At 72.7% G+C, this 25543-nt stretch carries 20 protein-coding genes and 2 pseudogenes; 7 read left to right on the plus strand and 15 right to left on the minus strand.

Annotated elements, in window-relative coordinates; all coding sequences use genetic code 11:
• Positions 1 to 63: 63 nt before the first annotated feature.
• The 7 genes and pseudogenes from AB0I21_RS40320 to AB0I21_RS40350 all read right to left on the minus strand — a co-directional run.
• Positions 64 to 1533, minus strand: a pseudogene (locus tag AB0I21_RS40320) (RelA/SpoT family protein); the annotation flags it as partial.
• A 2151-nt stretch (positions 1534 to 3684) separates the two neighbouring features.
• Positions 3685 to 4140: pseudogene (locus tag AB0I21_RS40325) on the minus strand (serine protease); the annotation flags it as partial.
• 172 nt (positions 4141 to 4312) lie between these two features.
• Entirely contained in the window at positions 4313 to 5692 is a 1380-nt protein-coding gene (locus tag AB0I21_RS40330; RefSeq protein WP_360568963.1) for an aspartate aminotransferase family protein, read from the minus strand.
• Between the two features lie 19 nt (positions 5693 to 5711).
• On the minus strand, positions 5712 to 7088 hold the full coding sequence (locus AB0I21_RS40335; RefSeq protein ID WP_360568964.1) for a methylaspartate mutase: 1377 nt from the start codon (positions 7086 to 7088) through the stop codon (positions 5712 to 5714).
• Entirely contained in the window at positions 7081 to 7509 is a 429-nt protein-coding gene (locus tag AB0I21_RS40340) for a cobalamin-dependent protein (protein ID WP_360568965.1), read from the minus strand. The genes AB0I21_RS40335 and AB0I21_RS40340 overlap by 8 nt, the downstream gene beginning before the upstream one ends.
• Positions 7510 to 7542: 33 nt before the next feature.
• A complete protein-coding gene (locus tag AB0I21_RS40345; RefSeq protein ID WP_360568966.1) occupies positions 7543 to 8793 on the minus strand; it encodes a fatty acid desaturase in 1251 nt (416 codons plus the stop codon).
• 3 nt (positions 8794 to 8796) lie between these two features.
• Positions 8797 to 10338 carry a pyridoxal-dependent decarboxylase gene (locus tag AB0I21_RS40350; protein WP_360568967.1) on the minus strand — a complete coding sequence of 514 codons (1542 nt, stop codon included), beginning with the start codon at positions 10336 to 10338 and terminating at the stop codon, positions 8797 to 8799.
• Between the two features lie 233 nt (positions 10339 to 10571).
• On the opposite strand from AB0I21_RS40350, the gene AB0I21_RS40355 reads away from it, so the two are divergent.
• Positions 10572 to 10712 (plus strand): hypothetical protein, encoded by a 141-nt coding sequence (locus AB0I21_RS40355; protein WP_360568968.1) that lies wholly within the window; start codon positions 10572 to 10574, stop codon positions 10710 to 10712.
• A 40-nt stretch (positions 10713 to 10752) separates the two neighbouring features.
• Here AB0I21_RS40355 and AB0I21_RS40360 read toward each other — a convergent pair whose 3' ends face one another.
• Together AB0I21_RS40360 and AB0I21_RS40365 are read right to left on the minus strand one after the other, a co-directional pair.
• Positions 10753 to 13695 carry a BTAD domain-containing putative transcriptional regulator gene (locus AB0I21_RS40360; RefSeq protein WP_360568969.1) on the minus strand — a complete coding sequence of 981 codons (2943 nt, stop codon included), beginning with the start codon at positions 13693 to 13695 and terminating at the stop codon, positions 10753 to 10755.
• A 157-nt stretch (positions 13696 to 13852) separates the two neighbouring features.
• Positions 13853 to 14968, minus strand: coding sequence for a DMT family transporter (locus AB0I21_RS40365; protein ID WP_360568970.1), 1116 nt, complete (start codon positions 14966 to 14968; stop codon positions 13853 to 13855).
• 69 nt (positions 14969 to 15037) lie between these two features.
• Here AB0I21_RS40365 and AB0I21_RS40370 point away from each other — a divergent pair, with 69 nt between their 5' ends.
• Positions 15038 to 15544, plus strand: coding sequence for a CGNR zinc finger domain-containing protein (locus tag AB0I21_RS40370; protein WP_360568971.1), 507 nt, complete (start codon positions 15038 to 15040; stop codon positions 15542 to 15544).
• A 60-nt stretch (positions 15545 to 15604) separates the two neighbouring features.
• On the opposite strand, the gene AB0I21_RS40375 is transcribed toward AB0I21_RS40370, so the two are convergent.
• Entirely contained in the window at positions 15605 to 16021 is a 417-nt protein-coding gene (locus AB0I21_RS40375; protein ID WP_360568972.1) for a hypothetical protein, read from the minus strand.
• Between the two features lie 105 nt (positions 16022 to 16126).
• On the opposite strand from AB0I21_RS40375, the gene AB0I21_RS40380 reads away from it, so the two are divergent.
• Positions 16127 to 17503, plus strand: coding sequence for a cellulose binding domain-containing protein (locus AB0I21_RS40380; protein ID WP_360568973.1), 1377 nt, complete (start codon positions 16127 to 16129; stop codon positions 17501 to 17503).
• A gap of 29 nt (positions 17504 to 17532) precedes the next feature.
• On the opposite strand, the gene AB0I21_RS40385 is transcribed toward AB0I21_RS40380, so the two are convergent.
• Together AB0I21_RS40385 and AB0I21_RS40390 are read right to left on the minus strand one after the other, a co-directional pair.
• On the minus strand, positions 17533 to 17856 hold the full coding sequence (locus AB0I21_RS40385) for a DUF6000 family protein (RefSeq protein ID WP_360568974.1): 324 nt from the start codon (positions 17854 to 17856) through the stop codon (positions 17533 to 17535).
• 208 nt (positions 17857 to 18064) lie between these two features.
• Entirely contained in the window at positions 18065 to 18877 is an 813-nt protein-coding gene (locus AB0I21_RS40390; RefSeq protein ID WP_360568975.1) for a hypothetical protein, read from the minus strand.
• Positions 18878 to 19279: 402 nt separating this feature from the next.
• On the opposite strand from AB0I21_RS40390, the gene AB0I21_RS40395 reads away from it, so the two are divergent.
• Positions 19280 to 20377: a cellulose-binding domain-containing protein gene (locus AB0I21_RS40395; RefSeq protein ID WP_360568976.1), complete on the plus strand. Its 1098-nt coding sequence runs from the start codon at positions 19280 to 19282 to the stop codon at positions 20375 to 20377.
• 101 nt (positions 20378 to 20478) lie between these two features.
• A complete protein-coding gene (locus AB0I21_RS40400; RefSeq protein WP_360568977.1) occupies positions 20479 to 21309 on the plus strand; it encodes a hypothetical protein in 831 nt (276 codons plus the stop codon).
• Between the two features lie 15 nt (positions 21310 to 21324).
• Here AB0I21_RS40400 and AB0I21_RS40405 read toward each other — a convergent pair whose 3' ends face one another.
• On the minus strand, positions 21325 to 21897 hold the full coding sequence (locus tag AB0I21_RS40405) for a hypothetical protein (RefSeq protein WP_360568978.1): 573 nt from the start codon (positions 21895 to 21897) through the stop codon (positions 21325 to 21327).
• Positions 21898 to 22007: 110 nt separating this feature from the next.
• Positions 22008 to 22487 (minus strand): hypothetical protein, encoded by a 480-nt coding sequence (locus AB0I21_RS40410; protein ID WP_360568979.1) that lies wholly within the window; start codon positions 22485 to 22487, stop codon positions 22008 to 22010.
• A 147-nt stretch (positions 22488 to 22634) separates the two neighbouring features.
• Here AB0I21_RS40410 and AB0I21_RS40415 point away from each other — a divergent pair, with 147 nt between their 5' ends.
• The gene (locus AB0I21_RS40415; protein WP_360568980.1) at positions 22635 to 24092 is read left to right on the plus strand and encodes an amidohydrolase family protein; all 1458 of its coding nucleotides are present in this window, start codon (positions 22635 to 22637) and stop codon (positions 24090 to 24092) included.
• Here AB0I21_RS40415 and AB0I21_RS40420 read toward each other — a convergent pair.
• Positions 24087 to 24647, minus strand: a complete 561-nt coding sequence (locus tag AB0I21_RS40420; protein ID WP_360568981.1) for a TetR/AcrR family transcriptional regulator — start codon at positions 24645 to 24647, stop codon at positions 24087 to 24089. The two genes, AB0I21_RS40415 and AB0I21_RS40420, sit on opposite strands and share 6 nt — an antisense overlap.
• A gap of 101 nt (positions 24648 to 24748) precedes the next feature.
• Here AB0I21_RS40420 and AB0I21_RS40425 point away from each other — a divergent pair, with 101 nt between their 5' ends.
• Positions 24749 to 25303, plus strand: coding sequence for a hypothetical protein (locus AB0I21_RS40425; protein ID WP_360568982.1), 555 nt, complete (start codon positions 24749 to 24751; stop codon positions 25301 to 25303).
• Positions 25304 to 25543 lie beyond the last annotated feature (240 nt).

Consider the following 25543-nt stretch of genomic DNA (forward strand, 5'->3'; position numbering starts at 1 on the left):
CCGCCGCGAACGGCACGGCCAGCCCGAAGGTCGTCATCGCCACCTGTACGGGCAGCACCCGGCGGCGTCCTCCCGGCGGTCCCGGTCGTGGAACCGCCGGATCGCGGTGCGGGCCTCGGGGCTCTTGACGAAGCCCAGCCACTCCCGGGGCGGGCCGGCGGTCTCGGACCTCGACGTGAAGACCTCGATGACGTCGCCGCTGGACAGGGCGTCCTCCAAGGGCACGAGCCTGCCGTTGACCCGCGCGCCGATGCACGCGTGGCCGATGCCGGTGTCCAGGGCGTAGGCGAAGTCGACGGGCGTCGCGCCGGCCGGCAGTTCGATCACGTCGCCCTTGGGCGTGAAGACGTAGACCTCCCGGCCGGACAGGTCGAGACGCAGCGCGTCGAGGAACTCCGCCGGTCCCGTCCCGGGCTCGGCGATCGCGGCGTCCCTGCCCGCGTTGTAGCGCCAGTGCGCGACGATGCCGTACTCGGCGGTGCGGTGCAACGCGTAGGTGCGGATCTGCAGCTCGACCGGCCTGCCGTTCGGCCCGATCACGGTGGTGTGCAGCGACTGGTACATGTTGAACTTCGGCATCGCGATGTAGTCCTTGTACCGCCCCGGGACGGGCTGCCAGTTCTCGTGGATGACACCGAGCGCGGCATAGCAGTCCGGGACCGTGTCGACCAGGACGAGCACGCCGACCATGTCGTAGATGTCGCCGAAGTCACGGCCGCGGACGATCATCCTCTGGTAGATGGAGAACAGGTGCTTCGGCCGGCCCATGACCTCCGACCTGATCTTCGCTGACTTGAGGTCGGTGGCGACCTTCCGCGTGACCGTGCGCAGCAGCGAGTCGCGCTGCGGGGTGTGTTCGGCGACGAGCCGGCTGATCTCGTCGAACCGCTTCGGGAAGAGCGTGGCGAACGCGAGGTCCTCCAGCTCCCGCCTGATCGCGTTCATGCCGAGGTGGAGCGCCAGCGGCGCCAGGATCTCCAGGGTCTCCTTGGCGTTCTGCTCCTGCTTCGTGCGGGGCACGAACGTCAGCGTCCGCATGTTGTGCAGCCGGTCGGCGAACTTGATGACCAGCACCCGCGGGTCCTTGACCGTGGCGACGATCATCCTGTGGATCGTCTCGGGCTTCGCCGCGCCGCGCAGCTTGACCTTGTCGAGCCTGGTCAAGCCGTCGACGAGCAGCGTGACCTCGCCGCCGAAGTCGTGCTGCAACCGCTCGATCGTGTAGTCGGTGTCCTCGATCGTGTCGTGCAGCAGCGCCGCGACCAGGGTCGCGGTGTCCATCCCCAGGTCGGCGAGGATCGTGGCCACGGCGAGCGGGTGGGTGATGTAGGGGTCGCCGGACTCGCGGTACTGCCCCCTGTGGAAGTGCTCGGCCATGTCATACGCCCGCTGCAGCAGCCGCAGGTCGGCCTTCGGGTGGACGGCCCTGTGCTGGGCGATCAGCGGCTCGAGCACCTCGCTCACCGCCGGGCTCTGCCACGGCGCGTTGAACCGGGCGAACCGCGCGCGGACCCGCCGGCCGCTCGGTGCCGCACCGATGAGACCGTCGGCCGGGCCGACCACCCTACTGGGCTCGGTCAGGCCCACGGGATACACGCCCATCGCCGCGGTCCGCAGCCCTCCCACCCGCGGGTCACCCGCCCGCTCGAGCGCCTGGAACACCCACTCCCGGTCGACCCCGTCCAGACCGCGGTCGGCCGCGAGCTTCGCGAGCAGGTCCGCGCCCGCCGGGCCGGGCCGTGACGCGAGCACCCTGAGCGCCCACCGGTGATCGCGGGGCACGCCGTCGCGGCGGTGCGCGGACTGGCGGGCCGCCGCCCGCCGGTCGGCCAGCCCGGCCAGCGTCTCGACAGCCCAACGCCGTCCCAGCTTGTCCACGGCGGCATCGGTCGCCGCCGCGACCAGCAGGCGGGCCCCGGCCGCCCGGTCGAGCACGGTCACCGCATCGATCGCGGACCGTCGACTGGGCAGGTCGCGGCCGCTGCCGGCGAACGGTGTCAGCGTCTTCACCGCCATCGCGAGGGCGGCCGGCGGCACCGGCACGCCGTCGTGGCGCAGCGCCGCGATGAACAGGCCCCCGTCGAGGCCGCCGCCGGCGGCGATGTGCCGCAACGCTTCGCCGAGGTCCTCGCGGTCCCGCCACAGGAACGCCAGGAACCGGGCGTACGGATGCCGCCAGCGCGGCCGCGCCGTGGACCAGCCGCCCCGGCGGGCCCGGAATACGGCGGCGAACTCGTCGGCGCGCAGGCGCCGGTCGGCGTCGACGTGCAGGGCGGCGAGGAACTCCGCGATGCTGTGGTGCAGGAACTGGAAGCGGCCGTCGCGTTCGACGAGCAGGCCGGTGCGGCGCAGCGTCTCGCGGACCAGCACCCGCCACGTGCTGTCCGGCAGGTGCGGGGGTCGCAGGTGCGCGGTCCACTCCACCATCGCGGCGAGCGCGTCCGTGCGCTGGTCGGTGCGCTGCCGCCAGGCCAGCCGGCAGGCCAGCGGGTGGACCTGGCTCAGCAGGCGGTCGACCGCCGGCAGCGCTTCGGCGCCGTAGTCGCCGGCCACCCGGTTGAGCGACGCGCGCAGATCAGAGCGGAAGAGCCGCTCCGTCAGCATGGACACGAACCGCTGATACAGCTCGATGCTGGAGGACGGCAGCGCGTCGCCGGGCTGGTCCGCGACCAGCTTGCAGATCATCATCGCGACCAGCGGGATCCGGAACAGGTCGTCGAGGCCGCCGCCGAGTATCCGGTCGAGCAGGTCTGCGGCCCGGTCGCCGGGCTCCGGCGAGCCGAGGTGCTCGAACCATCGCTGCGCGAACTGCACGAACTGCTGATCGGTGAACGGCAGCAGGCGGAAGGCCGCGGGGGTGAAGTCGGGGCCGGCGTAGTGGTCGATCTCCGTCAGCGGCCGGGTGGCGACGACGAACCGGTGCGCGGCACGGTCCGACAGCGCCCGGAAGCCCACGATCTTGTCGATGACCGCCTTGCGGTCGCGGTACTCGATGATCTCGTCGAGGCCGTCGACCAGGACCAGCCACCGTACGCCGGCCATCGGTGGCGTGGCGAAGAACCCGGCCGGCCACTGCTGCCCGGCGCCGACCGCGCCGAGCTCTTCGTTGACGGCGGCCGCGACGAGCTCCGGCAGCATCTTCCTGCCGAGCAGCTGGGCGGCGCGGACACGCACCGGCACGACCGTGTCGACGTCCCGCTCCCAGCGTTGCACCGAGGTCCAGACGGCCGACTGCAGCAGGCTGGACTTGCCCGAGCCCGCGTCGCCGAGCAGGACGCTGTCGCCGGTGCCTTCGAAGATCTGATCCGCGGCGATCGGGACGAGGTCGGTCGCCTCGATGCCGTCGCGGGCCTCCTCGTTCTCGCCGGTGGCCAGCTGGTACACGTAGATCTCCGACAGCGCCGGCATCCGGTGTGCCCCGTGGTCCTGCGGGACCATCAGCTCCTGGTAGGGGTGCCGCTGCGCGGCCTTCTCGGCGGCGTCGAGGTAGCCGCGCAGGCGCTTGGTCGGCACCGGCCACGCCCCGGCCAGCAGCTGCTCGTCGCTGAGCCGGGCCAGCCAACGCCCGTGCGCGGTGGCGCCGGCGTCAAGCAGGGCCTGGGCCTCGGCGCAGCGCTCCAGCACGGCGCCGATCGGCACGAGGTGCGCGCCGCCGTCGTCGGACAGGCACAGCAGCCCGCAGACGGCCCCGGTGCGGAGGTTGACGACCGGGCTGCCGCTGGCGCTGCCCTGGAGCGGGGCGCCGAAGAGCCGCGGCAGCCGGCCGGCCGGCTTGAGCTTGTGTCGCGACGTTCCCTGGTACCTGAAGCCGGCGGGGACGTCGCCGGCCGGATGCCCGCAGGTCCAGAGCCGGTCCCCGGCGACCAGGTCCGTCGACGGCAGGACGAACGCGCGACCCGCGGCCGGCACGGACCTGGTGATGCTGAGCAGGGCGAGGTCGATGCCGTCGCGGTGCCGGAAGTAGAGCTCCGGCACGGCCCGCAGCGTGAGCTCCTCACCGGTGACCGTGTCGCGTGCGCGCACGAAGTCGGGCAGGTCGGCGACGTCGCCGGCGACGACGTGCGCGCAGGTCGCGACCAGGTCGGGAGTGACGAAGAAGCCGGTGCCCGAGACGGCGGTGGCGCGCGTGGCCGAAGGCATCGTCGAGAGCGCTACGGTTGCCTCGCTCGTCAATGCCTCGAGAGACTCGGCCGCTGTCGCGGCGGCTGGCTCGACCCGCCCCACTCAAGCCCAATCTTGAATGCGGACTTTCCCGTCGCCTTTTCCGATGATGGTGATGGTGATGGTATCGCCAGGCGTGCCGCCGGAGGAATCACGCGTCGCGTGTCGTGGTCCGCAGATGCGGCTGACGGGTGACGTGGCGGTCGGCGAGGTCCAGGGCGGCGTCCAGGATGTCCAGGCCCTCGTGGACGTCGGCCTCGGTGGTGTTGCACGGGGGCAGGACGTGGATGCGGTTGAAGTGGGCGAACGGCCACAGGCCGCGGCGGTGGCACTCGGCGACGACCTCGCCGACGGCGCCCTGCGCGCCCGCGGTGCCGAACGGGACGAGCATCTCCCGGGTCGCGCGGTCGCGGACGAGCTCGACGGCCCAGAAGACGCCGAGGCCGCGGACCTCGCCGACGCTGGGGTGGGCGTCGGCGATCTTCGCCAGGCGCGGGCCGATGAGGTGCTCGCCCAGGTGGGCGGCGTGCTCGACCATGCCCTCCTCCCGCATGGCGGTGATCGTGGCGACCGCGGCGGCGCAGGCGAGCGGGTGCCCGGAGTACGTCAGCCCGCCCGGGTAGGGGCGCTCGTCGAACGCGGCGGCGACGGCGTCGGACAGGACGACCCCGCCCAGCGGGACGTAGCCCGAGTTGACGCCCTTGGCGAACGTGAGCAGGTCGGGCCGGACACCCCAGTGGTCGGCGGCGAACCAGGCGCCGGTGCGGCCGAACCCGGTCATGACCTCGTCGAAGATGAGCAGGATGCCGTGCCGGTCGCAGAGGTCGCGCACGCCGGGCAGGTAGCCGGCCGGCGGGACGAGCACGCCGTTGGTGCCGACGATGGGCTCCAGCAGCACCGCCGCGATCGTGCCCGGGCCCTCCAGCGCGATGACCTGCTCCAGGTGGGCCAGGGCCCGGTCGCACTCCTCCTGCTCGGTGGTGGCGTGGAAGGCGCTGCGGTAGAGGTACGGGCCGAAGAAGCGCACGACGCCGGCGGCGCCGGTGTCCGTGGCCCAGCGGCGCGGGTCACCGGTCAGGTGCATCGCGGTGTGCGTGGCGCCGTGGTAGGACCGGTACGCCGACAGCACCTTCGGCCGGCCGGTCACCACCCGGGCCATGCGCACCGCGTGCTCGTTGGACTCGGCGCCGCCGTTGGTGAAGAACACCTTGGTGAGCCCGTCCGGGGCGTGCGACGCGACCAGCCGGGCCGCCTCGGAGCGCTGGTCGTTGGCGAAGTGCGGGGCGATCGTGGGCAGCGTCGCTGCCTGCCGCTGGATCGCCTCGACGACCTTCGGGTGCGCGTGGCCGATGTTGAGGTTGACGAACTGGGAGGAGAAGTCGAGGTAGGTGTTGCCCTCCAGGTCCCAGAAGCGGCTGCCGAGCCCGCCGGCCACCGGCAGCGGTCGCAGCGCCCCCTGCGCCGACCAGGAGTGGAACACGTGCGCCCGGTCGGCCGCGGTCGCCTCGGCGTTCGTTCGGTGCGAGCTCATCACAGGACCCTTTCGGTGGTCAGACGGAAGCCGGCTCGTCGCGGAGGAAGTAGTTGATGTCGGCGGTGACCGCCTGGATGAAGCGGTCCGGTGCCGCGGCGCCGGTGTCGGTGAGGCGGTCGTTGCGCTGCCGCACGGCCGCGGAGAACGGCAGCTCGCCGGTGCGGCGGTAGCGGATCGCGCCGGTCGCGTCGCGGGCCGGCACGACCAGCGACCGGGCGTGGACGCTCGCGCTGAACGGCACGTCGAGCCGCCCCGCCGCGAACGCCCCGGCGACCCCGGCCGGCACGTCACCGTCCTGCAGCACCGGGTCGACCAGCTCCGCGACCTCCCGCTGCAGCCACGACATCTCCTCGTCGATGCGGGCCTCGTCCAGCGCCACGAAGTCCAGCAGCTCCGAGGTGCCCATCAGGGCGGTACGGATGCCCAGGGCGTTGGCGTCGGCGTCGGGAATCCCGTACGCCTCCTGGTTGGTCTTGTTGATGATCTTGTCGGCGCCGCCGAGCCTGGCGACCAGCCCGCCGTAGAGGATCAGGGCGTCGGCGGTGCCCCGGCCGCGCGGGAACACCCCCATGAACTCGTGCAGCACCGGGTGCACCGCGACGTGCGGCGGCAGGTACCGCGCGGCGAGCGCACGGATGCTGCGCAGCGCGGCCACGTCCTGGTGCACCTCACCGCCCTGCGGGTAGGCGATCGACAGGCAGCGCACCCCTTCCCGCACCGCGGCGATCGCCTCCAGCAGCGTGCAGGCCAGGCTGATCGACGGCGGCACCAGGACCGCGGTCAGGGTGCCGAACAGCTCCCGGTCGACGATCACGCCGTCGTCGGCGAGCGCCCCGCAGACCGCGTCGACCTGCCGCCACGCCTCCATTGACGTCGCGAACGGCACGTCCTTGCAGTAGGGCACGTTGTATCCGATGCCGCCGCCCTCGAACGAGGTGAACCCGGCCGCCAGGGCCACCGCGAACAGGTCCCGGGCGTCCGGCGAGCCGTGCCGGACCTCCAGCGGCACCCCGACGGCGTCCAGCAGCTGCCGGCCGCGCCGCCAGCCGTGCACGGTGAGCGGGTAGCCGTTGAGGTCCGCCGGCGCCTCCCGCAGCGCCTGCGCGGCCCGGTCGAACTGCTTGAGCCGGGTGTACGAGTCGATCGTGACCGTCAGCATGCCCGGCCCGGCCGGCTCGAGGCGGCGCAGCAGCTCCAGCATCTCCTCGTGGCCGCCGACCCCGCAGCGGGGCTGCGCGATCGGCCGGCCGGTGCGGTGGGCGGCGCGCAGCGCGTCGGCGGCCCGCGGCCGGGTGGAGGTGCGCAGCGCGTCGACGGTCTCCCGCCACTGCGGCAGGTCTGCGGCGGTGGACCGGTCGATGCGCATCCCGGCCCACTCGACGGTCTCAGACACCGGCCGCCACCCTCCCAGCGGTCGCGGCCTCGCGGATCAGGTCGAGCACCACCGGCAGCTCGAACGGGTTCTCGAGGATGTGGTCGACGCCGAGGCCGCGCAGCCGTTCGATGCCGCCGGCGGACTTGTGGCTGCCGACGGTCAGGTTCCCGCCGAGCACGACCGGGCAGCGCAGCCGTCCCGCGGCCCGCAGCGCGGGCAGGTCGGCGAGGTCGGCGTAGGCGTGGCCGTTGAGGCTGCCGATGACGACCGCCTCGGCGGTGGGGTTGGCCTCCAGCGCCGCGGCGAAGTCGGCCAGGGGCGTGCAGACGCCCAGATTGACGACGGTGAAGCCGTATTCGCGCAGCTGCATCGCGATGAGATGGTTGGCCACCGCGTGGGCGTCGCTGTGTGCCACGCCGAGAATGACGAGTCGCTGCATGGTTCGCTCCTTTGGGAATCCTCTGGGGGACAGTCAGTCGTCGAAGGCGGCGAACAGCTCGCGGTCGCTCGCCTCGGCCAGCCGCGCCCGGTCGAACTCGTCCGGGTCGGCCAGCGACAGGGACTCGAAGACCAGGTCGATCGCGGGCACCATGCCCCAGATCTCGCGGTACGGCGGCCACCCTTTGTGGCCCGTCAGCACGTCGTCCTGGCGGGCGAAGATGTAGTTCGCCCAGTCGCGGGTCATCGGCCGCCGGTGGTGGAAGTCGTGGCACACCGTGTCGCCGGTGAGCACGAGGTACCGGCTGGGCAGGTGCACCAGCAGCATCCGCGTCCACCAGCGGGCCCAGGCACGCAGCCGGGCACCGCCGCGCAGGCCGGCCGCGGGCACCGGCTCGCCGATGCAGATGGCGTTGGTGAGGCTCGCGAAGTACTCCTTGCCGCGGCGGGACTCGACGTCCCGGCCGGGGAACGTGTGCTTGACGCACAACCGCAGCGTGTTGCTGACCTGGAAGAACAGGGTCATCGGCAGCACCCAGCCGAGCAGCAGCAGCGCCCAGCCGTCCAGCAGGGTCGCCGCGACGGCCAGCCCGGCGTACCAGGCGAGGGTGAGCGCCCGTTCGAGCGGGCTGGCGGCGTGGGCGTAGGAGCGCACCCGCGCCCACAGGAACCGCGCGTGGAACACCGGCGAGACGAGCTTGCCCAGCACCCGCCGCCACATCTGCTCGCGGGTCATGCCGGGGCGCAGCTCCAGGCTCACCAGGAACGCCTGCACGGTCGGGTCCCGCAGCGTCATGTGGTGCAGCGCGTGGTGGTCGGCGACGTGCTCGGTGCTGTACCGCTCGAACTCCTGCACCATCAGCAGCCCGGCGATCATCTTGCCCAGCACCCGGTCCGGCCCGCGCCTGGCCCACATGTTGCGGTGGGCGCACTGGTGGAACATCATCATCCGCTGGTTGCGGGCGCCGTGCAGGGTGCTCGCCCAGCCCGGCAGCAGCAGCCACAGCCACCACCCGCCGAGGGCCAGCGCCGCCCCGCTCAGCGCCAGACCGGCCGCCATGGAGGCCAGCGCCGCGATCAGATGGGCAGTGGGCGTGAGGTGCAGGCGGCGTTGTCCCGTGTACGGGCGGCCGGTGAGCATCGTCAGCGGCAGCTGCAGCACGCCGGGCAGGCGCCGCATCCCGTCACGGACGCTGTTGTCCGCGGAGTCCGTGGTCGCGAACCGCCGTTCGGGTGCCGTGGCCGCGATGGTGTCCGGCGATGGCCGGTGCACGGTGGCGGTCATCGCTCACGCCCCCTCGCGGCCGGCACGCTCGTCGGCGACCGCCACGATGCCGGCCAGGATCTCGTCGATCTCCTGCGGTGTCGTGGCCGGGTTCAGCACCATGATCTTCAGGAAGACCGGCTGGCTGCCGTCGGCGCGGCGGACCCTGGTGCGGGCCAGCAGCACCACCCCGCGGTCCATCAGCTCCCGGCGCAGCGCGCCGTTGAACGCGTCGAGCCGGGCGTCGTCGCCGTCGGCGCCGGCCGGCAGGTACCGGAACAGCACGGTGCTCAGCGACGGCTCGGCGGCCAGCTCCAGCCGCGGGTGCGTGGCGACCTGGCCGGCCGCGTACCGGGCGAGGTCGTGGCAGCCGTCGACCATCTCGGCCATGCCCGCGCGGCCCAGCGCGCCCATCGTCACGGCGATCTTGAACGCCTCCGCCCGGCGGGTCGCCTGCACCGACTGCCCGTACAGGCCGATGTAACCCGCGGCCTTGTCGTCGTCGGCGTTCAGCGTCGTGGTCGTCTGCCCGGACAGCGGCGCCAGGTGCGCGGCGTCGGACACCAGGAAGATGCCCGAGGTCGCCGGGGTCCAGCCGAACTTGTGCAGGTCCAGCGTCACCGAGTCGGCCCGCTCGAGGCCGGCCAGGCGTCCGCGCAGCCGCGGCGAGAACAGGGCGCCGCCGCCGTACGCCGCGTCGGCGTGCAGCCACACGCCCCACCGCCCGCACACGTCGGCCAGGGCCGGCAGGTCGTCGACCCAGCCCTGATCGGTGGAGCCGACGCAGGCGATCGCCGCGACCGGCACGGCGTCGTCGGGCAGGTTCTCCAGCGTCCGCTGCAGCTGCGACGGGTCGAGCCGACCCAGCGCGTCGCTGGGCACCCGCACGATCGCCTGCTCGCCGATGCCGGTGATCCCGACCGCCTTGCCGATGGAGAAGTGGGTCGCGTCGGTGGCCAGCACGACCGGCCGCCGGCCGGTCCCGGCGAGGCCGTCGAAGAACGGCACCACCCCGGACTCGCGGCGCATCACGCTGTCCCGGGCGGTCAGGATCGCCATGAGGTTGGAGATGCTGCCGCCGGCGGTGATCGTGCCGCCGGCCGCCGGGCCGTAGCCGACGACGTCGCAGAGGTTGCGGATGACGTACCGCTCCAGCTCCAGCGCCCACGGCCCGGCCTCCCAGGCGTGCAGCGACTGGTTGAGCACGCCGAGGACGAGCTCGGCGGCGGCCGCGACCGGGGTCGGCGGGCACTGCATGCGGGCCACCGCGGCGGGGTGGCTGATGTCGACGGACCAGGTCGCGAACTCGCGCACGAACCGCCGGAACGTCTCGACCGGGTCGCCCGGCTCCTCGGGCAGCAGCGGCCCGGCGAGCAGCCGCCCGGCGGCCTCGCGTACCGCGGCGGGCCCGCCCGCGGTGACCGGGCCCGGCCGGGCGCTGGTCACCTCCCGCAAGGTGTCGAGGGCCACCCCGGTGAGCACCTCGACCAGCTGCAGCCCTTCGATGCTCCCAGCGGGCGGGAGCTGTGCCGTCGTGCGGCGGGCGGGCTGTTCGACGATCGTCATCTGCCATCTCCTCGCGTCGGCTGTCTGTCGCGTTGTCGCGTGTTCGGCGTCGTTCGCGTCGTTCGCGTGTTCGGCGTCGTTCGCAAGGAGGTTGTGCCCGCGCCCTATTCGGCCGGTTATCCCGCGGCTATCCGGCGGGGCGGCACGCCGGCGAAGGCGCGGCGAAAGCGAAACGATAGCGGCCCGGGTAGAACCGGTGCGACCGCAGTCCGCACCACGTGAGGAGAGCCCCGATGATTCGTCGGTTCGTCGTGACCGCCGCCGCGCTGGTCGCTGTCCTGCCGGCCGCCGCCGTCGTGCGCGGCCCCGGCCAGGTGAAGGCGGAGACGGGCTGGAGCAGTCCGGCCGTCGCCGTCGTCGGTCACCCGCGGTAGCGGGCGGCACGGGCAGTGCGCCCCCTGGATCAGGTCCGGATCAGGGGGCGTCTTCGTGCAGGTCGCGCAGTGCCTGGGCGGCCCGGGCGTGCCAGCCGCGGGCCCCGAGCTGGTCGAAGATCTCCAGCGCCGCGGCCAGCTGCGCGGATGCCTCGCCGGGCTCGCGGTCGGGCAGCCGGGCCAGCTCGAACAGCGCCTGCCCCTCCACGACGGGCTCGGCGACCCGCTGGGCCACCTGCACGGCCCGCTGCAGCGTCGCCCGGGCCCGCGCGGTCCGCCCGGCCCTCGCGTGCACGGTGCCGAGACCGTGCAGGGCGTGGGCCTCACCGGTACGGTCGGCGGCGCTGCGGACCAGGTGCAGCACCTGCTCGAAGGCCTGGGCGGCGCGACCGAGATCGCCGGTGTCGAGGTACACCTCGCCGACGCGGTGCAGCACCTGCGCCTCGACCCGCCGCACCCCGACCGACCGGCAGATGCTCAGCGCCTCCTCGACCAGCTCCCTGGCCTCGTCGGGGGCGCCCTGGCTGAGCCGGACCCGGGCCAGGTTGGACAGCACGTGGGCCTCCGCGACCAGGTCGCCGGCCCGCCGCAGGGCGGTCAGTGCCGCCCGGTAGCCGTCCAGGGCCGCCGTCGCGTCGCCGCGCAGCCGGTCCAGGTAGGCGAGGTTGCGCCGGACCAGCGCGGCGGCGTGCGGGTCGTCGACGCTGTCGAGCAGCCGCAGCGCCTGCCGCAGCTTCGGCTCGGCCCGGTCCGGGTTGCGCAGGAACATGTGCATGGTGCCGAGGGAGTGCAGCGTGACCGCCTCGCCGCGGCGGTCGCCGGCCCGGCGGGCGGCGTGCAGCGCGATGCCGGCGGTCTCGGCCCACTCGTCGTAGTACGCCCGCGTCTCGAACAGCGTGACCAGGGTGAACGCCAGGTCCCAGCAGTGCTCGGCGAGCCCCGCGTCGCCGGCCAGGCGGACCGCGGCGACGAGGTTGAGCCGCTCCAGCTCGAGCCACTCCATCGGGCGGGCGAGCATCGGCCCGGTCACCGGGTCGGGTAACGGCCAGCGCGGCGCGGTGCCGTGCACGATCGTGTAGTCGCCGCCGTACTCGCGGCGGTGCGCCAGCTCCGCGGCCGTGAGCCAGCCCGCGACGACCCGCCGGACGAGCTCCTCGCGGACACCGTCGGGCTCCTCGGCGGCGAGCAGCTCCCGCGCGAAGGCGCGCACGAGGTCGTGGAAGCGGTACCGCACGGCGCCGGTCGTCTCGTCGGCGTGCGCCTCCAGCAGGCGGACGTCCACCAGCCGCTCCAGCGAGTCCTCGACGACGTCGTGCCCGGCCTCCAGCAGCGGCATCGCGATCCAGGCGGGGAAGTCGTCGCCGGGCAGCACGCTGAGCCGGCGCAGCAGCCGCCGGGTCTCCGGCGGCAGGCTGTCGTAGCTCAGCCGCAGCGTGCCGCGCACGCACAGGTCCCGGTGCACGAGCTCGTCGAGCAGCTGCGCCTCGTCCCGCAGCCGGCTGACCAGCCGCTCGACCCGCCAGTGCGGGCGGGACGCCAGCCGGGCGCCGGCGATCCGCAAGGCCAGCGGGAGGTGCCCGCACAGCGCGGCGAGCTCGTCGGCCTCGTCGGGCTCGGCGAGGATGCGCGGCCCGACGATGCTGTAGAGCAGCGACGCGCTCTGCCGGCCGGACAGCACCTGCACGTCGAACTGGTGCGAGCCCGGCAGCGCCGTCAGCCGCACCCGGGACGTGACGATCGCCGCGGAGCCGGGCGCGTTGACCAGCAGCGGCAGCACCTGCGTCTCGTCGGCGGCGTTGTCCAGCAGCACCAGCACCCGCCGCCCGGCGAGCAGGCTGCGGAACTGGGCGACGCGCTCGCTGACGCTCTCCGGGATGGCCGGGCCGCTGGTGCCCAGCGCCCGCAGGAACTGCGCCAGGACCTCCGGCACCCGTTCCCAGCCGGGCCGCCCGCCGAGGTTCGCGTACAGCTGCCCGTCGGGGAACTGGTCGGCGAGGCCGTGCGCGGCGTGCACCGCGACACTGGTCTTGCCGACGCCGCCCGGGCCGCTGATCGCCACCACCGGTGAGCTGCCCGGCTGCTGCGGGTCGTCCCGGCGCGCCGTCAGCGCCGCCTGGATCTCCTCGACGAGCTTCTCGCGGCCGGTGAAGTCGGCGACGTCCATCGGCAGCTGCCGCGGCGGCCCGGGCGCCCCGGCGGGTGTGCGCAGCGCCGCGACCGGACCGGCGGTCGGCGGCAGGTCCAGCGCCGGGTCCTGGGTGAGGATCGCCCGCTCCAGCCGCTGCAGCTCCGGCCCGGGATCGGCGCCGAGCCGCTCCACCAGCAGCTGGCGGGCCCGCCGGTACACCTGCAGCGCCTCGGCCTGACGGTCACACCGGTACAGCGCGAGCATGAGATGCGCGTGGATGCGCTCCCGCAGCGGGTGCACCACCGCCAGCCGCTCCAGCTCACTGAGCAGCTCCTCGTGCCGGCCCGTGGCCAGCTCCAGCCGGATGCGCTCCTCGACCGCGGTGTCGCGGGCCTCCTCCAGCTGCCGCCGCCACGCCTCGGCCGGCTCGCCCGGGATGCCGGGCAGCGCCGGGCCGAACCACATGGCCTCCGCGGCGCGCAGCTGCTCCAGCGCCTCCTCGGTGAACCCTTCCCGGGCCAGCCGGCGACCCTCGTCGACGAACTGGCCGAACCGGTGGGCGTCGATCTCCTCGTGCGCCATCCGCAGCTGGTACCCGCCGGTGCGGGTGATCACGGCCGAAGCGCGGCCGGCCTCGGCGAGCGTCCGGCGCAGCTGGGAGACGCAGATCTGGATCTGCGACCGGGCCGTCGGTGGTGGCTCGGGCCACACCGCCTCGATGAGGTCGGCGACCGGCACGACGAGGCCGCTGTTGACCGCCAGGCAGGCCAGCACCGTGCCGCTGCGGGTGCTGGAGATGGTCCATCGCCGGCCTTCGTGGACGACCTCCATCGGCCCCAGCACCCGCAGCTCCATCGGACTCCAACTTCAGGCTCCCGAGCGTCGACGGTGGCATCACCGCAACGATATCGAAGCATAACTATCAGTAGCCGGAGTCGCATCAGCCGTGACTGTCGATTCCTGGTGGCCGGGGGAGCTTTCCGTCAAAGGCAACACACCGGTAACGGCGCGGTCATCTGCCGCGACCGGGGTCGTCGTCCGGCTGCTTCTTCAGGGCGCCATCCGGTCCCTCCCGCGGGTCGCGCTCCGGGTGCTCCCTTTCCTGGTGCTCCCTTTCGGGGTGGTCCCGCAGGTGTTGCAGGGCGATGACGGCGCCGACCAGCACGACGCCGCCGGCGATCTGCATCGCGGTCAGCCGCTGGCTCAGCCACCACCAGGCGAGCACCGCGCTGAACACCGGCTCCAGCGAGATGTTCACGGCGCCGGCCTGCGCGCCGACCCGTGCCGTGCCCCACGCGTACAGCAGGAACGGCACCAACGTGCCCAGCACCCCGACGAACATGATCCCCGGCCACTGGTCGCCGTGCCGGGTGATGCCGGGCGCGCCGCCCGGCGCCAGCACCACCAGCCACACCACGCTGGACACGGCGAACGCGTACACGTTGGCGCGCAGCGCGCCGTGCGCGCGCGTCGCCGCGCTGCCGAGCACGGAGAACGCCGCGACACCCGCCGCCGTGGCCAGGCCGAAGCCGATGCCGACCAGGTCCAGCTGCCCCCAGGACGTCTCCGGCAGCCGCACGACCAGCGCCACGCCGAGCAGCGCCGCGGCGAGACCGAGGGTGAGCGGCAGGCTCATCCGCCGCCGCCCGAGCATGATCAGCCAGCCCACCACGAGGGCCGGGGCCAGGTTCTGCAGCACCATCGCCACCGCGACCGGCAGGTGCTGGATCGCCAGGAACAGGCAGCCGTTGGCCACCGCCACCGAGACGCCGAACCCGACGGTCACGGCCCAGCCGGCCCGCTCCGGCGCCGCCTGCCGGTCCTGCCGGTCTCGGTGCTCCTGGCGGTCTTGGCGCTCTTGGCGGTCCTGCCGGCGGGTGGCGCGGCCGGCGCCGACCAGCAGCGCCAGCCCGGCGAGGGTGATGAACGTGCGGGTCGCGACGAGCTCGAGGGGGTCGACGCCGGCGTCGAAGAGGCGGCTGGCGACGGTCCCGCCGAACCCCCACAGCGCCGCCGCCACGACCACCGCCGCGTAACCCGCCAGCCGGCCCTGCCCGCGCCGGGCCGGCTCGGGCCCGCGTGCCGCCGCGACCGTGACCGGAGGGCTCGATGAGGTCTGCGCTGCCATGGCGTCACTCCGTCCGCACCTCGATGATGTAACCTTTAAAGCAGTTTACCGGTTACCGGAGGCGGCGCAATGAAACCACAGGAGGCACCCGGAGCCCTGGAGATCGTGCGGTCCTTCGCCAACACGCTCGACCTGGAGCACGGCACCGACCAGCTCACCGACGCCACGGGCCTCGCCGCGTGGTGCCGGCGACACCTGCCCGAGGTGTCCCCGCCCGCCCTGCGTGACGCCGTCGCACTGCGCACGGCGCTGCGCGACGCGATCGACGGCGATCCCGCCACCCTGGACGCGATCGCCGCCGCCCAGCCCCTCCGGCTGCGCCTCGGCGGCGAGTCCGCGCGGCTCACGGCGGGGGAGGACGCCACCGACCCGCTCGCCGCCCGGCTGCTGGCGGTCGTGGCGGTCGCCGCCCTCGACGGCACCTGGGAGCGGCTCAAGCTGTGCCCGGCCGAGGACTGCCGCTGGGCCTTCTACGACCACGCCCGCAACCGCAAGGGCGTCTGGTGCCAGATGTCGGAGTGCGGCAACCGGCGTAAGGTCCGCGACTTCCGCGCCCGCCGCGCCGCGGCCGGCTGACCACGCCGAGCCGGCGAAGGTCGGCCGGCGCCGGCCGCGGCGGGGCGCGATGACCCGCCTTCAGGGGCGCACGGTGCCGCTCGCCCAGGCAGAGCCGCCCGCGTGCGGGTAGAGCACCAGGTTGCCGTCTTCCTGCATCCACAGCGTGGCGTCGCCGCGTCCGCTGGTGCCGGACGCCCACAGCGGCCGGTCGGCGTGGTCGTAGAGGACCAGGTTGCCGTCGTGCTGGCTGGTCAGCCGGTACCCCTTGTGGCCGCCGCGCACCCAGTACGGCACGCCGCGGTCGTGCATGACGAGATTGCCGTCGCCCTGCAGCCAGAGCGTGAAACGGCCGCAGCCGGAGAACAGGGCGGAGCCGCGGAACAAGTCCGGATACGGGTGGTACGCGACGGCGTCGAAGGTGTCGCCGAAGCCGTGGCCGTAGGCCCATTCGAGCCAGTCGCCGGCCTCGTTGTCGTTGACCGTCTGGCTGTTCACGGTGACGACGGCCGTGTGGAAGTTTCGCCGTCGCGCCGAGGTCACCGCGGGGCACGGGCCGGCCACCGTTGACGGTCGGCCGCGGGCGGCGCGAGCGTGTGCGCCATGACGAAGAGGCTCGCCGTCCTCGGTGCCGCCGGCGCGTGCGCCGCCCTGCTCGTGGCGTACCTGCAACTGCCCGCCGCCGAGGCGACGGTGCCGCCACCGGTCGCGCCGGTGACCGGCAACGCGACCTACTTCGACGGGCTCGGCTCGCCGTACGGTGGCTGCGGGCTGCCGCAGGCGGAGCTGGAGACGCAGGACTTCGTCGCCCTGAACGTCTTCGACACCCCCGGCGACGGCAGCTACAACACCCGGCCGGTGCCGCCGGCGATGGCCGACAAGATGGGCGTGTGGGACAACGGCCGCAACTGCGGGCGCTGGGTCCAGGTGAAGATCGCCGACTACTGCACCGGCACCAACGACGGCGCCCTCGGCCAGCCGTTCTGCCGCAACGGATCCTGGACCGCCGACGCCTACAACGGCGGCGTGCTGAACATGCTGGTCGCCGACAGCTGCGCCGACACGAACGCCTGGTGCCGCGACGACCCGTACCACCTGGACCTGTCCAAGGCGTCGCTGAACCGCTTCTCGAAGAACGGCTCCACCCTCGGCGACCTGTACCCGAACCACTGGAACAACCGGCACGTCGCCTGGAACTTCATCCCGGCGCCCGCCTACTCCGGCGACATCCAGATCGGCTTCCTCAGCGGCGCGCAGCGCTGGTGGCCGGCGATCGCCGTCTCCCGCCTGCCCAACGGCATCCACGGCGTCGAGTACTACGCCGACGGTGCCTGGCGGGCGGCCCAGCCCAACGGCGACATGGGCCAGTCGTTCGTGATCGGCGGCACCACCTCCGGCGGCACCCAGTTCCGCATCCGGGCCAGGGACGCGGCCGACGCGCCGCTGTTCGGCGGCCGCGAGTACAGCTTCGCGCTGCCGGACGCCTGCTCGGCCCAGTGCGGCCAGGCGTACACCAAGGCGACGTACACCACGACGGGCGCGTCACCGTCGGTCTCGTCTTCCGTCTCGGTCTCACCGTCGGTCTCGGTCTCGCCGTCCAGGTCTGTGTCGCCGTCGGCCTCGCGGTCACCTTCGGCGTCTGCTTCTGTGTCTGCTTCTGTGTCTGCTTCAGGGTCCGCCGGTGGTTGCACCGCGACCGTCGCCGTCACCGGCTCGTGGAACGACGGCTACCAGGCCGAGGTGACCGTCCGCAACACCGGCACCACCGCGTCGACCGGCTGGACCACGGCGTTCACCTTCGCCGGCACCCAACGGATCGCCAGCTCCTGGAACGCCGTCACGACCCAGTCCGGCACCCGGGTCACCGCGACGAACCAGCCCTACAACGCCGTCATCCCACCCGCCGGCACCACCAGCTGGGGCATGGTCGTCACCGGCCAGAACCAACCCCTGACCGCCGTCACCTGCACGCTCAGGTAGCGGCCAGCAAGCACATGGCCGCGATGCGGTCACGGTACCCGTACGGATCGAACTTCACGCGTCGTCACCTGACCCGCGTCATCCGTCAGCGCCCGGATGAACTCGGTGCGCTCGGGCTCGGCCTGGCGCAGGAAGTTGCCGTGCAGCAGCTTCATGTACCGACGATCCGGGCGAACGTACCGGTCGACGACGCCAGCGAACTCAGGATCGTCACGAATACGCCGCACACCAGAATTCTGCCAGCGAACCACCGCCCGGAACCGAACCCACCGTCGACGCGGTGCGACGTCGCGGTGTAGTCGACTGTCGTCGCCACCATCAGAGACTGACCACGAAGGCGTGCTGGATGTCATTTCCGGATCGGACGGATTTCCGGAGATGTCGGGTGCGTCGTTGCTGACGGACGGCGTGTGGGTCTGGCGGCGCGATCTGGCGTATTACCTGCGACGCTTAAATGTATTTCGACCGGCCGTGAAGCGGCACACGTGGTGGCGAAGACCCGCCGGAGGAAATCCTCCGGCGGGTCCGGGCCGTTCGTTCATGTGACGACGGCGGGGGCGGTCAGCACCAGCCGGTGGTGGCCGGGGCGCTCTGGACGGAGCCGGAGACGGCGTACACCGTCGTGCGGCAGTCCGAGCCGCCGGTCACGGTCGTGGCGGTCACCTCGGCCGTGCCTGCCTGCGCCGGCACGGTGAACTGCCGGTCGACGTAGTAGGCGCGGTACATCTGCCCCCAGCGAGGGTCGGTGTACTGCTCCCAGTACTGCCGGGTGATGACGACCCGGAAGGAGGTCTCCTCGACCGAGTTGTCCTTGAAGCCGTACACCGTGGTGCCGTCCTCCGCCCTGGAGATGGTGCGCACGTTGGTCGGGGCGGCGAGGGTTGCGGTGTACGTCCGGCAGCCCAGCGACGGGTTGCCCGGGTTCGCGGCGCCGGCGGGGACGACGCTGATGCCCCACGCGCACACCTGGTGGGTGCCGAGACCCGCCGGGACGAGCGCGTCGAAGCCCCGGTAGGAGCCGTACGCCGGGTACGCGGCGGCGACGTCCGGGCGGTACGTGTTGGCGGTGAGGGTCTGCTTCCACGCGCCGTCGATGGAGATGTCGACGATGAGCGGCGCGTTGCCGCCGTCCCGGTCGATGGCCCAGCCGGTGACCCGCACGGCGTTGCCGACGTAGGTGACCGTGTCGAGCGTGCCGTGCACGGGGATGTCCCGCACCACCGGGTCGCCGTCGCCACCGCCGTCGCCGCACACCGGCGGCGGCACCGGAACGTTGCAATTCGGCGCGGCGCTGGCCGGGCCGGACGGCAGGACGATCGCACTGAACAAACCGGCCAGCGCGACCGCGCCGACCTGAAGAAGTCGTCGTTTCACAGCTCTTTCTCCTCTGTACGAGGTCATCTCGGTGATGACGAGAGGAATGTAGAAATAGGACGCCGCCGCCGATTCAATTCGCCGCGGACCGTGGCACGAACTGGGGAGTGGCCCGAACGTCCAGGACAATGGTCAGGACACAATTCGGGACACCTGTCCCTGTCCACGCGGGACACGCTGATGATTCAATTCGCCGGCAATTGCATCGTAATTCGTCTGCGATTCCGTCCGGGAATCAGCGCGGAATGGTCGGTGGGCCCGGCCCCCCTGGGCGACGGCGGCGACGGCAGGCACCCCCTCCGATGAAAGTTTCGCCGGGTTTCCAGCAGATTCGCCCGCCCACCTTGCCGAAAAGGTTTTCGGGGCGCACCGTGGCGGAGTCCATTGATGAAAGGGGATGTGATGCGGCTTCAACGGTACCGGGGCCTCGTGCTCGTCGCCGCCACGGTCGGCCTCGTCGCGGGCGGCGCGGTCGTCGCCGGCACGTCGGCCGGTGCGGCGGTCGCGGGCTGCCGGGTGACGTACACGATCAGCTCGCAGTGGCAGGGCGGGTTCGGGGCCGACGTGGCGGTCACCAACCTCGGCGACCCGATCAACGGCTGGACGCTGACGTGGAGCTTTGCCCCCGGCCAGAGCGTCACCCAGGCCTGGAACGCGACCGTGACGCAGACCGGCACCAGCGTCTCGGCGGTGAACGCCGGCTACAACGGCGCGCTCGGCACCGGCGGGAGCACGTCGTTCGGCTTCAACGGCACCTGGAGCGGCTCGAACCCGGTGCCCGCCACGTTCCGGCTCAACAACGTGCTGTGCACCGGCACCGCCGGCCCGACCACGAGCGCCTCGCCGACCAGGTCGGCGTCGCCGTCGCCGAGCGCCTCCAGCACACCCGGAAACCCCGGCACACCGGGCACGAAGACGGTGCGGGTGTTCTGGCTCAAGCCGACCGACGTCGCGTTCGACCAGCGCTACCCGGACGGCATCGCGAACGTGATGCGCGAGGCGCAGCGCTACTACCGCCAGGAGCTCGGCAAGACGTTCGCCCTGAACGCCACGGTCGTCGAGACGGTCAACGGCGAGCACGACACCAACTGGTACATCAACACCAACTGCGACCCGAACGGCGACCGCTACTGGTGCGTCGTGTTCAACATGCAGGCCGAGCTGCGGCGCCGGTTCGGCCTCGCCAACCCCGACAACCGCTGGCTGATCGTCGGCGAGATCAGCGCCGAGGACGTCGGCAGGTCCGGCGGCGGCGCCAGCCCCGGCTGGGTCCTGCTCTCCGGCCACGACGCGGACGGCGGCGCCGGCCGCAACGGCCCGATGAACCGCTGGTACGGCGGGATGGTCCACGAGCTCGGCCACGGCTTCGGCCTGCCGGACTCGAGCTCCACGGACGGCACCCCGATGTCCGCGTCGTTCTACAACTACCCGAACACGCACTTCAGCCAGGCCCAGAAGAACGCCATCCTGGCCGGCCCGTACGGCAGCTTCCTGAGCTGACCACCGCCGACAGGCCGGGCACGCGACGTAGAATGGGAGACCTCATGATCATCGCCCAGGATTCGGTACGCGTGTCCGGCCGTCCGCAGCTCGTGCGGTAGATGCGCCGGCGTTGGCTGTTCGCCGACCAGCTCGGGCCGCACTTCCTCGACGGCCCGCGGCAACCGGTGCTGCTCGTCGAGGCGAAATCCGTGTTCCGCCGCCGGGTGTTCCACCGGCAGAAGGCGCATCTGGTCCTGACCGCGCTCCGGCACCGGGCCGCCGAGCAGGCATACCGCTCCGGTGCCGTGCCCGCGGCCAGCGCCGAGTGCTTCATCCGGCAGATCATCGGCTGGCGTGACTACGTCTGGCACCTGTACTGGTACCGCGGCGCCGGCTACCCACGCTCGAACGCGCTGCGGGCGACCCGGCCGCTGCCCCGGTGGTTCGCCGAGCTGGACGCCGACGCCGTCCAGGCCCGGTGCCTCGCCGACGTGCTCGCCGGCGTCCGCGACCGGGCCTGGGTCCACCACATCCCACGGCTCATGGTGCTGGGCAACTACGCGCTACAGCGGGGCTGGCGCCCGGCGGCGGTCGCCGACTGGTTCCACCGGTGCTTCGTCGACGGCTACGCGTGGGTGATGACCGCCAACGTGATCGGCATGAGCCAGTACGCCGACGGCGGCGCGATGACCACCAAGCCGTACGCGGCGGGCGGCGCGTACCTCGACCGGATGAGCGACTACTGCCACGGCTGCCGCTACAACCCCCGCCACCGCCTCGGCCCCGACGCCTGCCCGTACACCGCCGGCTACTGGGCACTGCTCGACCGCACCCGCGATGCCTTGACCGGCAACCACCGCATGGCCCAGCCGCTGCGGGGCCTGCAACGCCTGCCCGACCTGGAGGCCGTCGTCGCCCAGGAACACGCCCGCGGCTCCCGCGCCCCCTGAGGCCACCGGCCGCGCTCAGTCCGGAATGTTCAGAAAGTCCATGGCCCAACGCGTCCACTGCCCGTACGGGTTACACGGGTACACGTCGATCCCGGTGCCCCAATAGCCGTTGGGGTCCACGGTGTCCAGGCACATGCCGGGATACTCGATGGCCTCCCACTGTTCCTGGTTCGCGGGGTGCCGCCAGCCCTGACCGGCCTGCCCGCAGGCCTCGGCCCACACGGCGTTGGGCGGGGAGCCCGGACTCGCGACCCCGTTGACGTTGTAGGTCAGGCACTTGTTCGTGGCCTTGTTGCGGAACCGCCGGTTGTTGTCGGGCTGCCCGGCGAAGCCCTCCTGGCTGAACGCCTGGTACTGCACCTGCGGCTGCTCGGACGCCGCCCGGCACCGGTAGGTCTGGACATTGGTGCGGACGTTGCCGGCCGTCTCCGCCTGAATGTCGACGCACCAGGTCCGGACGTTCTCTGCCCAGCCCCTGAACTGGTAGTACATGACATTCGGCGAGGCGCCCGCAGGCGCCGCCCCCAGGGCGATCGACAACGCCATGGCCACGGTCGCCACGACGCCGAAGCTGCTACGTCTGAACAAGCTCCACCATCCTCGAGTCGGTGGGGCCAGACGCTATACGTGCACACTCTTCGATCGCTCTCCGCCCGCTGACAACGCCGCGGTGACCGGGTGGTGTGAGCGGGTCGGCGTCACATGGTGGACAGGGCGAGCGCGAAGACGCCCGCGGAGGCGGTGAGCAGGGCGCCGAGGGTGCCGCCCAGGACCAGGAGTGCGGGCCGGGTGCGTAGCCACAGGCGCAGGACGAGGTACACGCCGGCGGCGCCGATCAGGGCCATGACGGCCAGGTACGACACGAACAGGAAGCTCGCGCCGATCAGCAGGCCGCCGGCGGCCGCGGCGACCGACGCGCGGCGGGCGCCGAGGTCGCGGACCAGAGTGTGGTGGAGGACGGCGCCGGCGAGCAGCGAGGCGACGATGATGGTGCCCGGCAGCCAGACTCGGGCGAGGGCCAGCATGAGCGCGAAGCACGCGGCGACGCCGGCAGTTGTGGCGGCGCCTTCGAGGAGGGCCCGGCGGGGGCCGGCGGGGCGCAGCCGGGTGACGGTCGCGACCGCTCCGGCGTACGTGGCGATCAGGGCGATCAATGCGATGAGCGCGAGGTCCACCATGCCGCCGACGCTACCGACCCTGGGCGGCACAACGGGTGGCCGAGATGGGTGGATGTCGTGAAGGTCGGTGCGGCGGGACGAACGCGGGTGAGCGGAACTGTCGCCGGTCACCAACCTCGATGGCGCCGGCGGTCCTAGGGTGGGCGCATGACCGAGATCGTGATTCGTGGTGGGCGTGTCATCGACCCGGGGGCGGGGACGGACGAGGTCCGTGACCTGCTCGTGCGCGACGGCTCGATCGCCGATCCTGCCACCCTGAGCGAGGGTGCCGTCGTCGTGGACGCGACCGGGCTGGTCGTCGGGCCGGGGTTCGTCGACGTGCACAGCCACGTCAGCACGATCGCCGGGCAGCGGCTGCAGGCGTTCGACGGCGTGACCACGGCGCTGGACCTCGAGATCGGGCTGATGCCGGTGGCCGTCGCGCTCCGGCGGGCCGCCGAGGAGGGGCGGCCGCTGAACTACGGGTACTCCGCGTCGTGGGCGGCGGCCCGGGGGCTGGTGCTCGCAGGGGTCGAGCCGGTGCCGGACCTGGCCGGCGTGCTGGCGCTGATGGGCAACGAGCACTGGCAGGCGTCGTCGTCGCCGGCACAGCGTGACCGGTGGCTGGACCTGCTGTCCGGCGAGCTCGCCGACGGTGCGCTGGGCATCGGGGTGCCGATCGGGTACACGCCACGGGCCGAGCCCAGCGAGTTCCTGCACGTCGCCCGGCTGGCCGGCGGCAACGGGGTGCCGGTGTTCGCGCACGTGCGGAACCTGATCGAGGCCGACCCGGACGTGCTCGTCGACGGCGCGGACGAGGTCACCGCGGCCGCCGCCGAGACCGGCGTCGCGATGCACTACTGCCATGTCAACAGCACCTCGGGCCGGCACGTGGAGCGGGCGCTCGGCACGATCCACGCGGCGGTCGCGGCGGGTTCGCGGGTGACGTACGAGGCGTACCCGTACGGCACCGCGTGCACGGGCATCGGCGCCGCGTTCCTCGCCCCCGAACGGCTGCACGTGTGGGGGGTCAGGCCGCACAACCTGGTGCTGCTGCCGTCGGGGGAGCGGATCGCCGACGCGGCCCGGCTGCGGGAGGTCAGGGCGGCCACGCCCGGCGCGCTGTGCCTCATCGAGATCCTCGACGAGACGGATCCGTCGGACCGTGCGCTGCTGGAGGGCACGTTCGCCGACCCGGGCACGATCGTGGCCAGCGACGCGCTGCCGGTGACGTTCAACGACGGCACCCGCGACACGCGGCAGTGGCCGCTGCCGGAAGGCGCGACCCACCCGCGCACGGCCGGCACGTTCGCGAAGGCGCTGCGGCGGTTCGTGCGGGAGACCGGGATCTGGGACTGGCCGGAGGCGTTCCGGCGCTGCTCCTACCTGCCGGCCCGGCTGCTCGACGCGCACGCGCCCGCCGCCCGGCGCAAGGGGCACCTCGGCATCGGCGCGGACGCCGACGTCGTCGTGCTGGACCCGGAGCGGGTCACGGATCAGGCGACGGTGCTCGCCTCGACGGCACCGTCGCACGGCGTCCGGCATCTGCTGGTCAACGGCGAGCCCGTCATCCGCGACGGCGAGCTGCTGCCGGACGCGTACCCGGGGCGGGCGCTGCGCTCATGAGCCACCCGCGCCGGACCGGATGAGGTCGTCGACGCCACTGAGGAAGGTCGCGCAGACCTGGTCGCGGTCGGACAGGCAGCCGGCCGCCATGGCGCCGTCGCGGAGCATGACGAACCGCTGCGCGCGAGGATCGCTGCCCGTCAGGGCGGTGACCGTGTCGAGGAACCATTGCCGGTGTGCCAGGACGGCCTGGTGCACCGGGTGGCCGGGGTCCGGGTACTCGGCCGCGGCGTTCAGGAAGGCGCAGCCGCGGAAGCCGTCCGACCGGATGCCCTCGGCGATCGACGCCGCGACGGCGCGGAGCGCGTCGGGGGCCGGGAGGCCGGCGGTCAGGGCCGCGTCCACCTGTCCCCGGATCTGCTGGTCGGCCGCCTGCAGGTAGGCGAGGACGAGGTCCTCCTTGCCGGGGAAGTGCCGGTAGAACGTGGCCCGGGTCACCTTCGCCTCGCCGATGATCCGGTCGACGCCGACCGAGTGGATGCCTTCCCGGTAGAAGATCCCGGCGGCGGTGACCAGGAGCCGCTGCCGTGCCTCGGAAACTCCACCCAGTGCCATGGGCTCCATCTTAGAGATAGAACGTTCGGTCTTGACAGGCCTCCGCGAAGCCTGCACGCTGGGCCAAGACAGAACGTTCGTTCTCCCACTGGAGGAACGCCATGACCACGCTCACCACGTCCGGCATCGAGGCGACGGCGTCCGCCCTGCGGAGGCTGTACTTCGTCCGCTTCGCGTTCGCCATCGTCTGGGCCCTCGTGATGTTCACGACCGCCGAGCACCTCGGCCCGCTCGCCAGGACGCTGCTGGTGCTCTATCCGCTGTTCGACGTGGGTGCGGCCGTCGTCGACGCCCGGGCTTCCCGCGGCACCGGATCGCCCGCGCTGCTCTACGTGAACGTCGCCGTCAGCCTGCTCGCCGCCGCTGGCCTGGTCTTCGCCGGCGCCGACGGCATCCCGGCGGTCCTGCGCGTCTGGGGTGCGTGGGCGGTCGTGGCAGGACTGGTGCAGTTGGCCGTGGGGGTCACCCGCCGCCGCATGGGCGGCCAGTGGCCGATGATCATCAGCGGCGGCATCTCAGTGCTCGCCGGTGGGTCGTTCATCGCCGGCGCCGCCGCGGACGACCCGGCGCTGACCAACGCGATCGCCTACGCCATCCCCGGCGCCGTCTTCTTCCTGATCTCCGCCGTCCGCCTCGGGCGCGCAGCGAAGGAATAGGCAGCGAAGAGAATGGCCGCGAAGAGGCAGGTCGCGACGGGAGCCGGGAAGCGCTCAGATCGCCGCGGCCCGGTCCGATAGGGGACCGGACGTGTGCGCTCCGGGGCGGTGCGATGGGTGTGTCGAACGTGACGAGAGTGGTGTGCCTGCTCTTCGTCGGGCTGGTGGTGTTCCGGTTCACCGACCTGTACAACACGCAGGCGGCCGGGATCTCGATCTGCGCCCTGGAGACCGTCGCGC

The sequence above is a fragment of the Dactylosporangium sp. NPDC050588 genome, from assembly GCF_040654975.1.
Taxonomy (GTDB): domain Bacteria; phylum Actinomycetota; class Actinomycetes; order Mycobacteriales; family Micromonosporaceae; genus Dactylosporangium; species Dactylosporangium maewongense.

Coding starts and splice junctions, on each gene's coding strand:
- AB0I21_RS40330 (WP_360568963.1), bottom strand. CDS start 5,692: ATGAGCTCGCACCGAACGAACGCCGAGGCGACCGCGGCCGACCGGGCG.
- AB0I21_RS40340 (WP_360568965.1), bottom strand. CDS start 7,509: ATGCAGCGACTCGTCATTCTCGGCGTGGCACACAGCGACGCCCACGCG.
- AB0I21_RS40345 (WP_360568966.1), bottom strand. CDS start 8,793: ATGACCGCCACCGTGCACCGGCCATCGCCGGACACCATCGCGGCCACG.
- AB0I21_RS40350 (WP_360568967.1), bottom strand. CDS start 10,338: ATGACGATCGTCGAACAGCCCGCCCGCCGCACGACGGCACAGCTCCCG.
- AB0I21_RS40355 (WP_360568968.1), top strand. CDS start 10,572: ATGATTCGTCGGTTCGTCGTGACCGCCGCCGCGCTGGTCGCTGTCCTG.
- AB0I21_RS40360 (WP_360568969.1), bottom strand. CDS start 13,695: ATGGAGCTGCGGGTGCTGGGGCCGATGGAGGTCGTCCACGAAGGCCGG.
- AB0I21_RS40365 (WP_360568970.1), bottom strand. CDS start 14,968: ATGGCAGCGCAGACCTCATCGAGCCCTCCGGTCACGGTCGCGGCGGCA.
- AB0I21_RS40370 (WP_360568971.1), top strand. CDS start 15,038: ATGAAACCACAGGAGGCACCCGGAGCCCTGGAGATCGTGCGGTCCTTC.
- AB0I21_RS40380 (WP_360568973.1), top strand. CDS start 16,127: ATGACGAAGAGGCTCGCCGTCCTCGGTGCCGCCGGCGCGTGCGCCGCC.
- AB0I21_RS40385 (WP_360568974.1), bottom strand. CDS start 17,856: ATGACATCCAGCACGCCTTCGTGGTCAGTCTCTGATGGTGGCGACGAC.
- AB0I21_RS40395 (WP_360568976.1), top strand. CDS start 19,280: ATGCGGCTTCAACGGTACCGGGGCCTCGTGCTCGTCGCCGCCACGGTC.
- AB0I21_RS40400 (WP_360568977.1), top strand. CDS start 20,479: ATGCGCCGGCGTTGGCTGTTCGCCGACCAGCTCGGGCCGCACTTCCTC.
- AB0I21_RS40410 (WP_360568979.1), bottom strand. CDS start 22,487: ATGGTGGACCTCGCGCTCATCGCATTGATCGCCCTGATCGCCACGTAC.
- AB0I21_RS40415 (WP_360568980.1), top strand. CDS start 22,635: ATGACCGAGATCGTGATTCGTGGTGGGCGTGTCATCGACCCGGGGGCG.
- AB0I21_RS40420 (WP_360568981.1), bottom strand. CDS start 24,647: ATGGCACTGGGTGGAGTTTCCGAGGCACGGCAGCGGCTCCTGGTCACC.
- AB0I21_RS40425 (WP_360568982.1), top strand. CDS start 24,749: ATGACCACGCTCACCACGTCCGGCATCGAGGCGACGGCGTCCGCCCTG.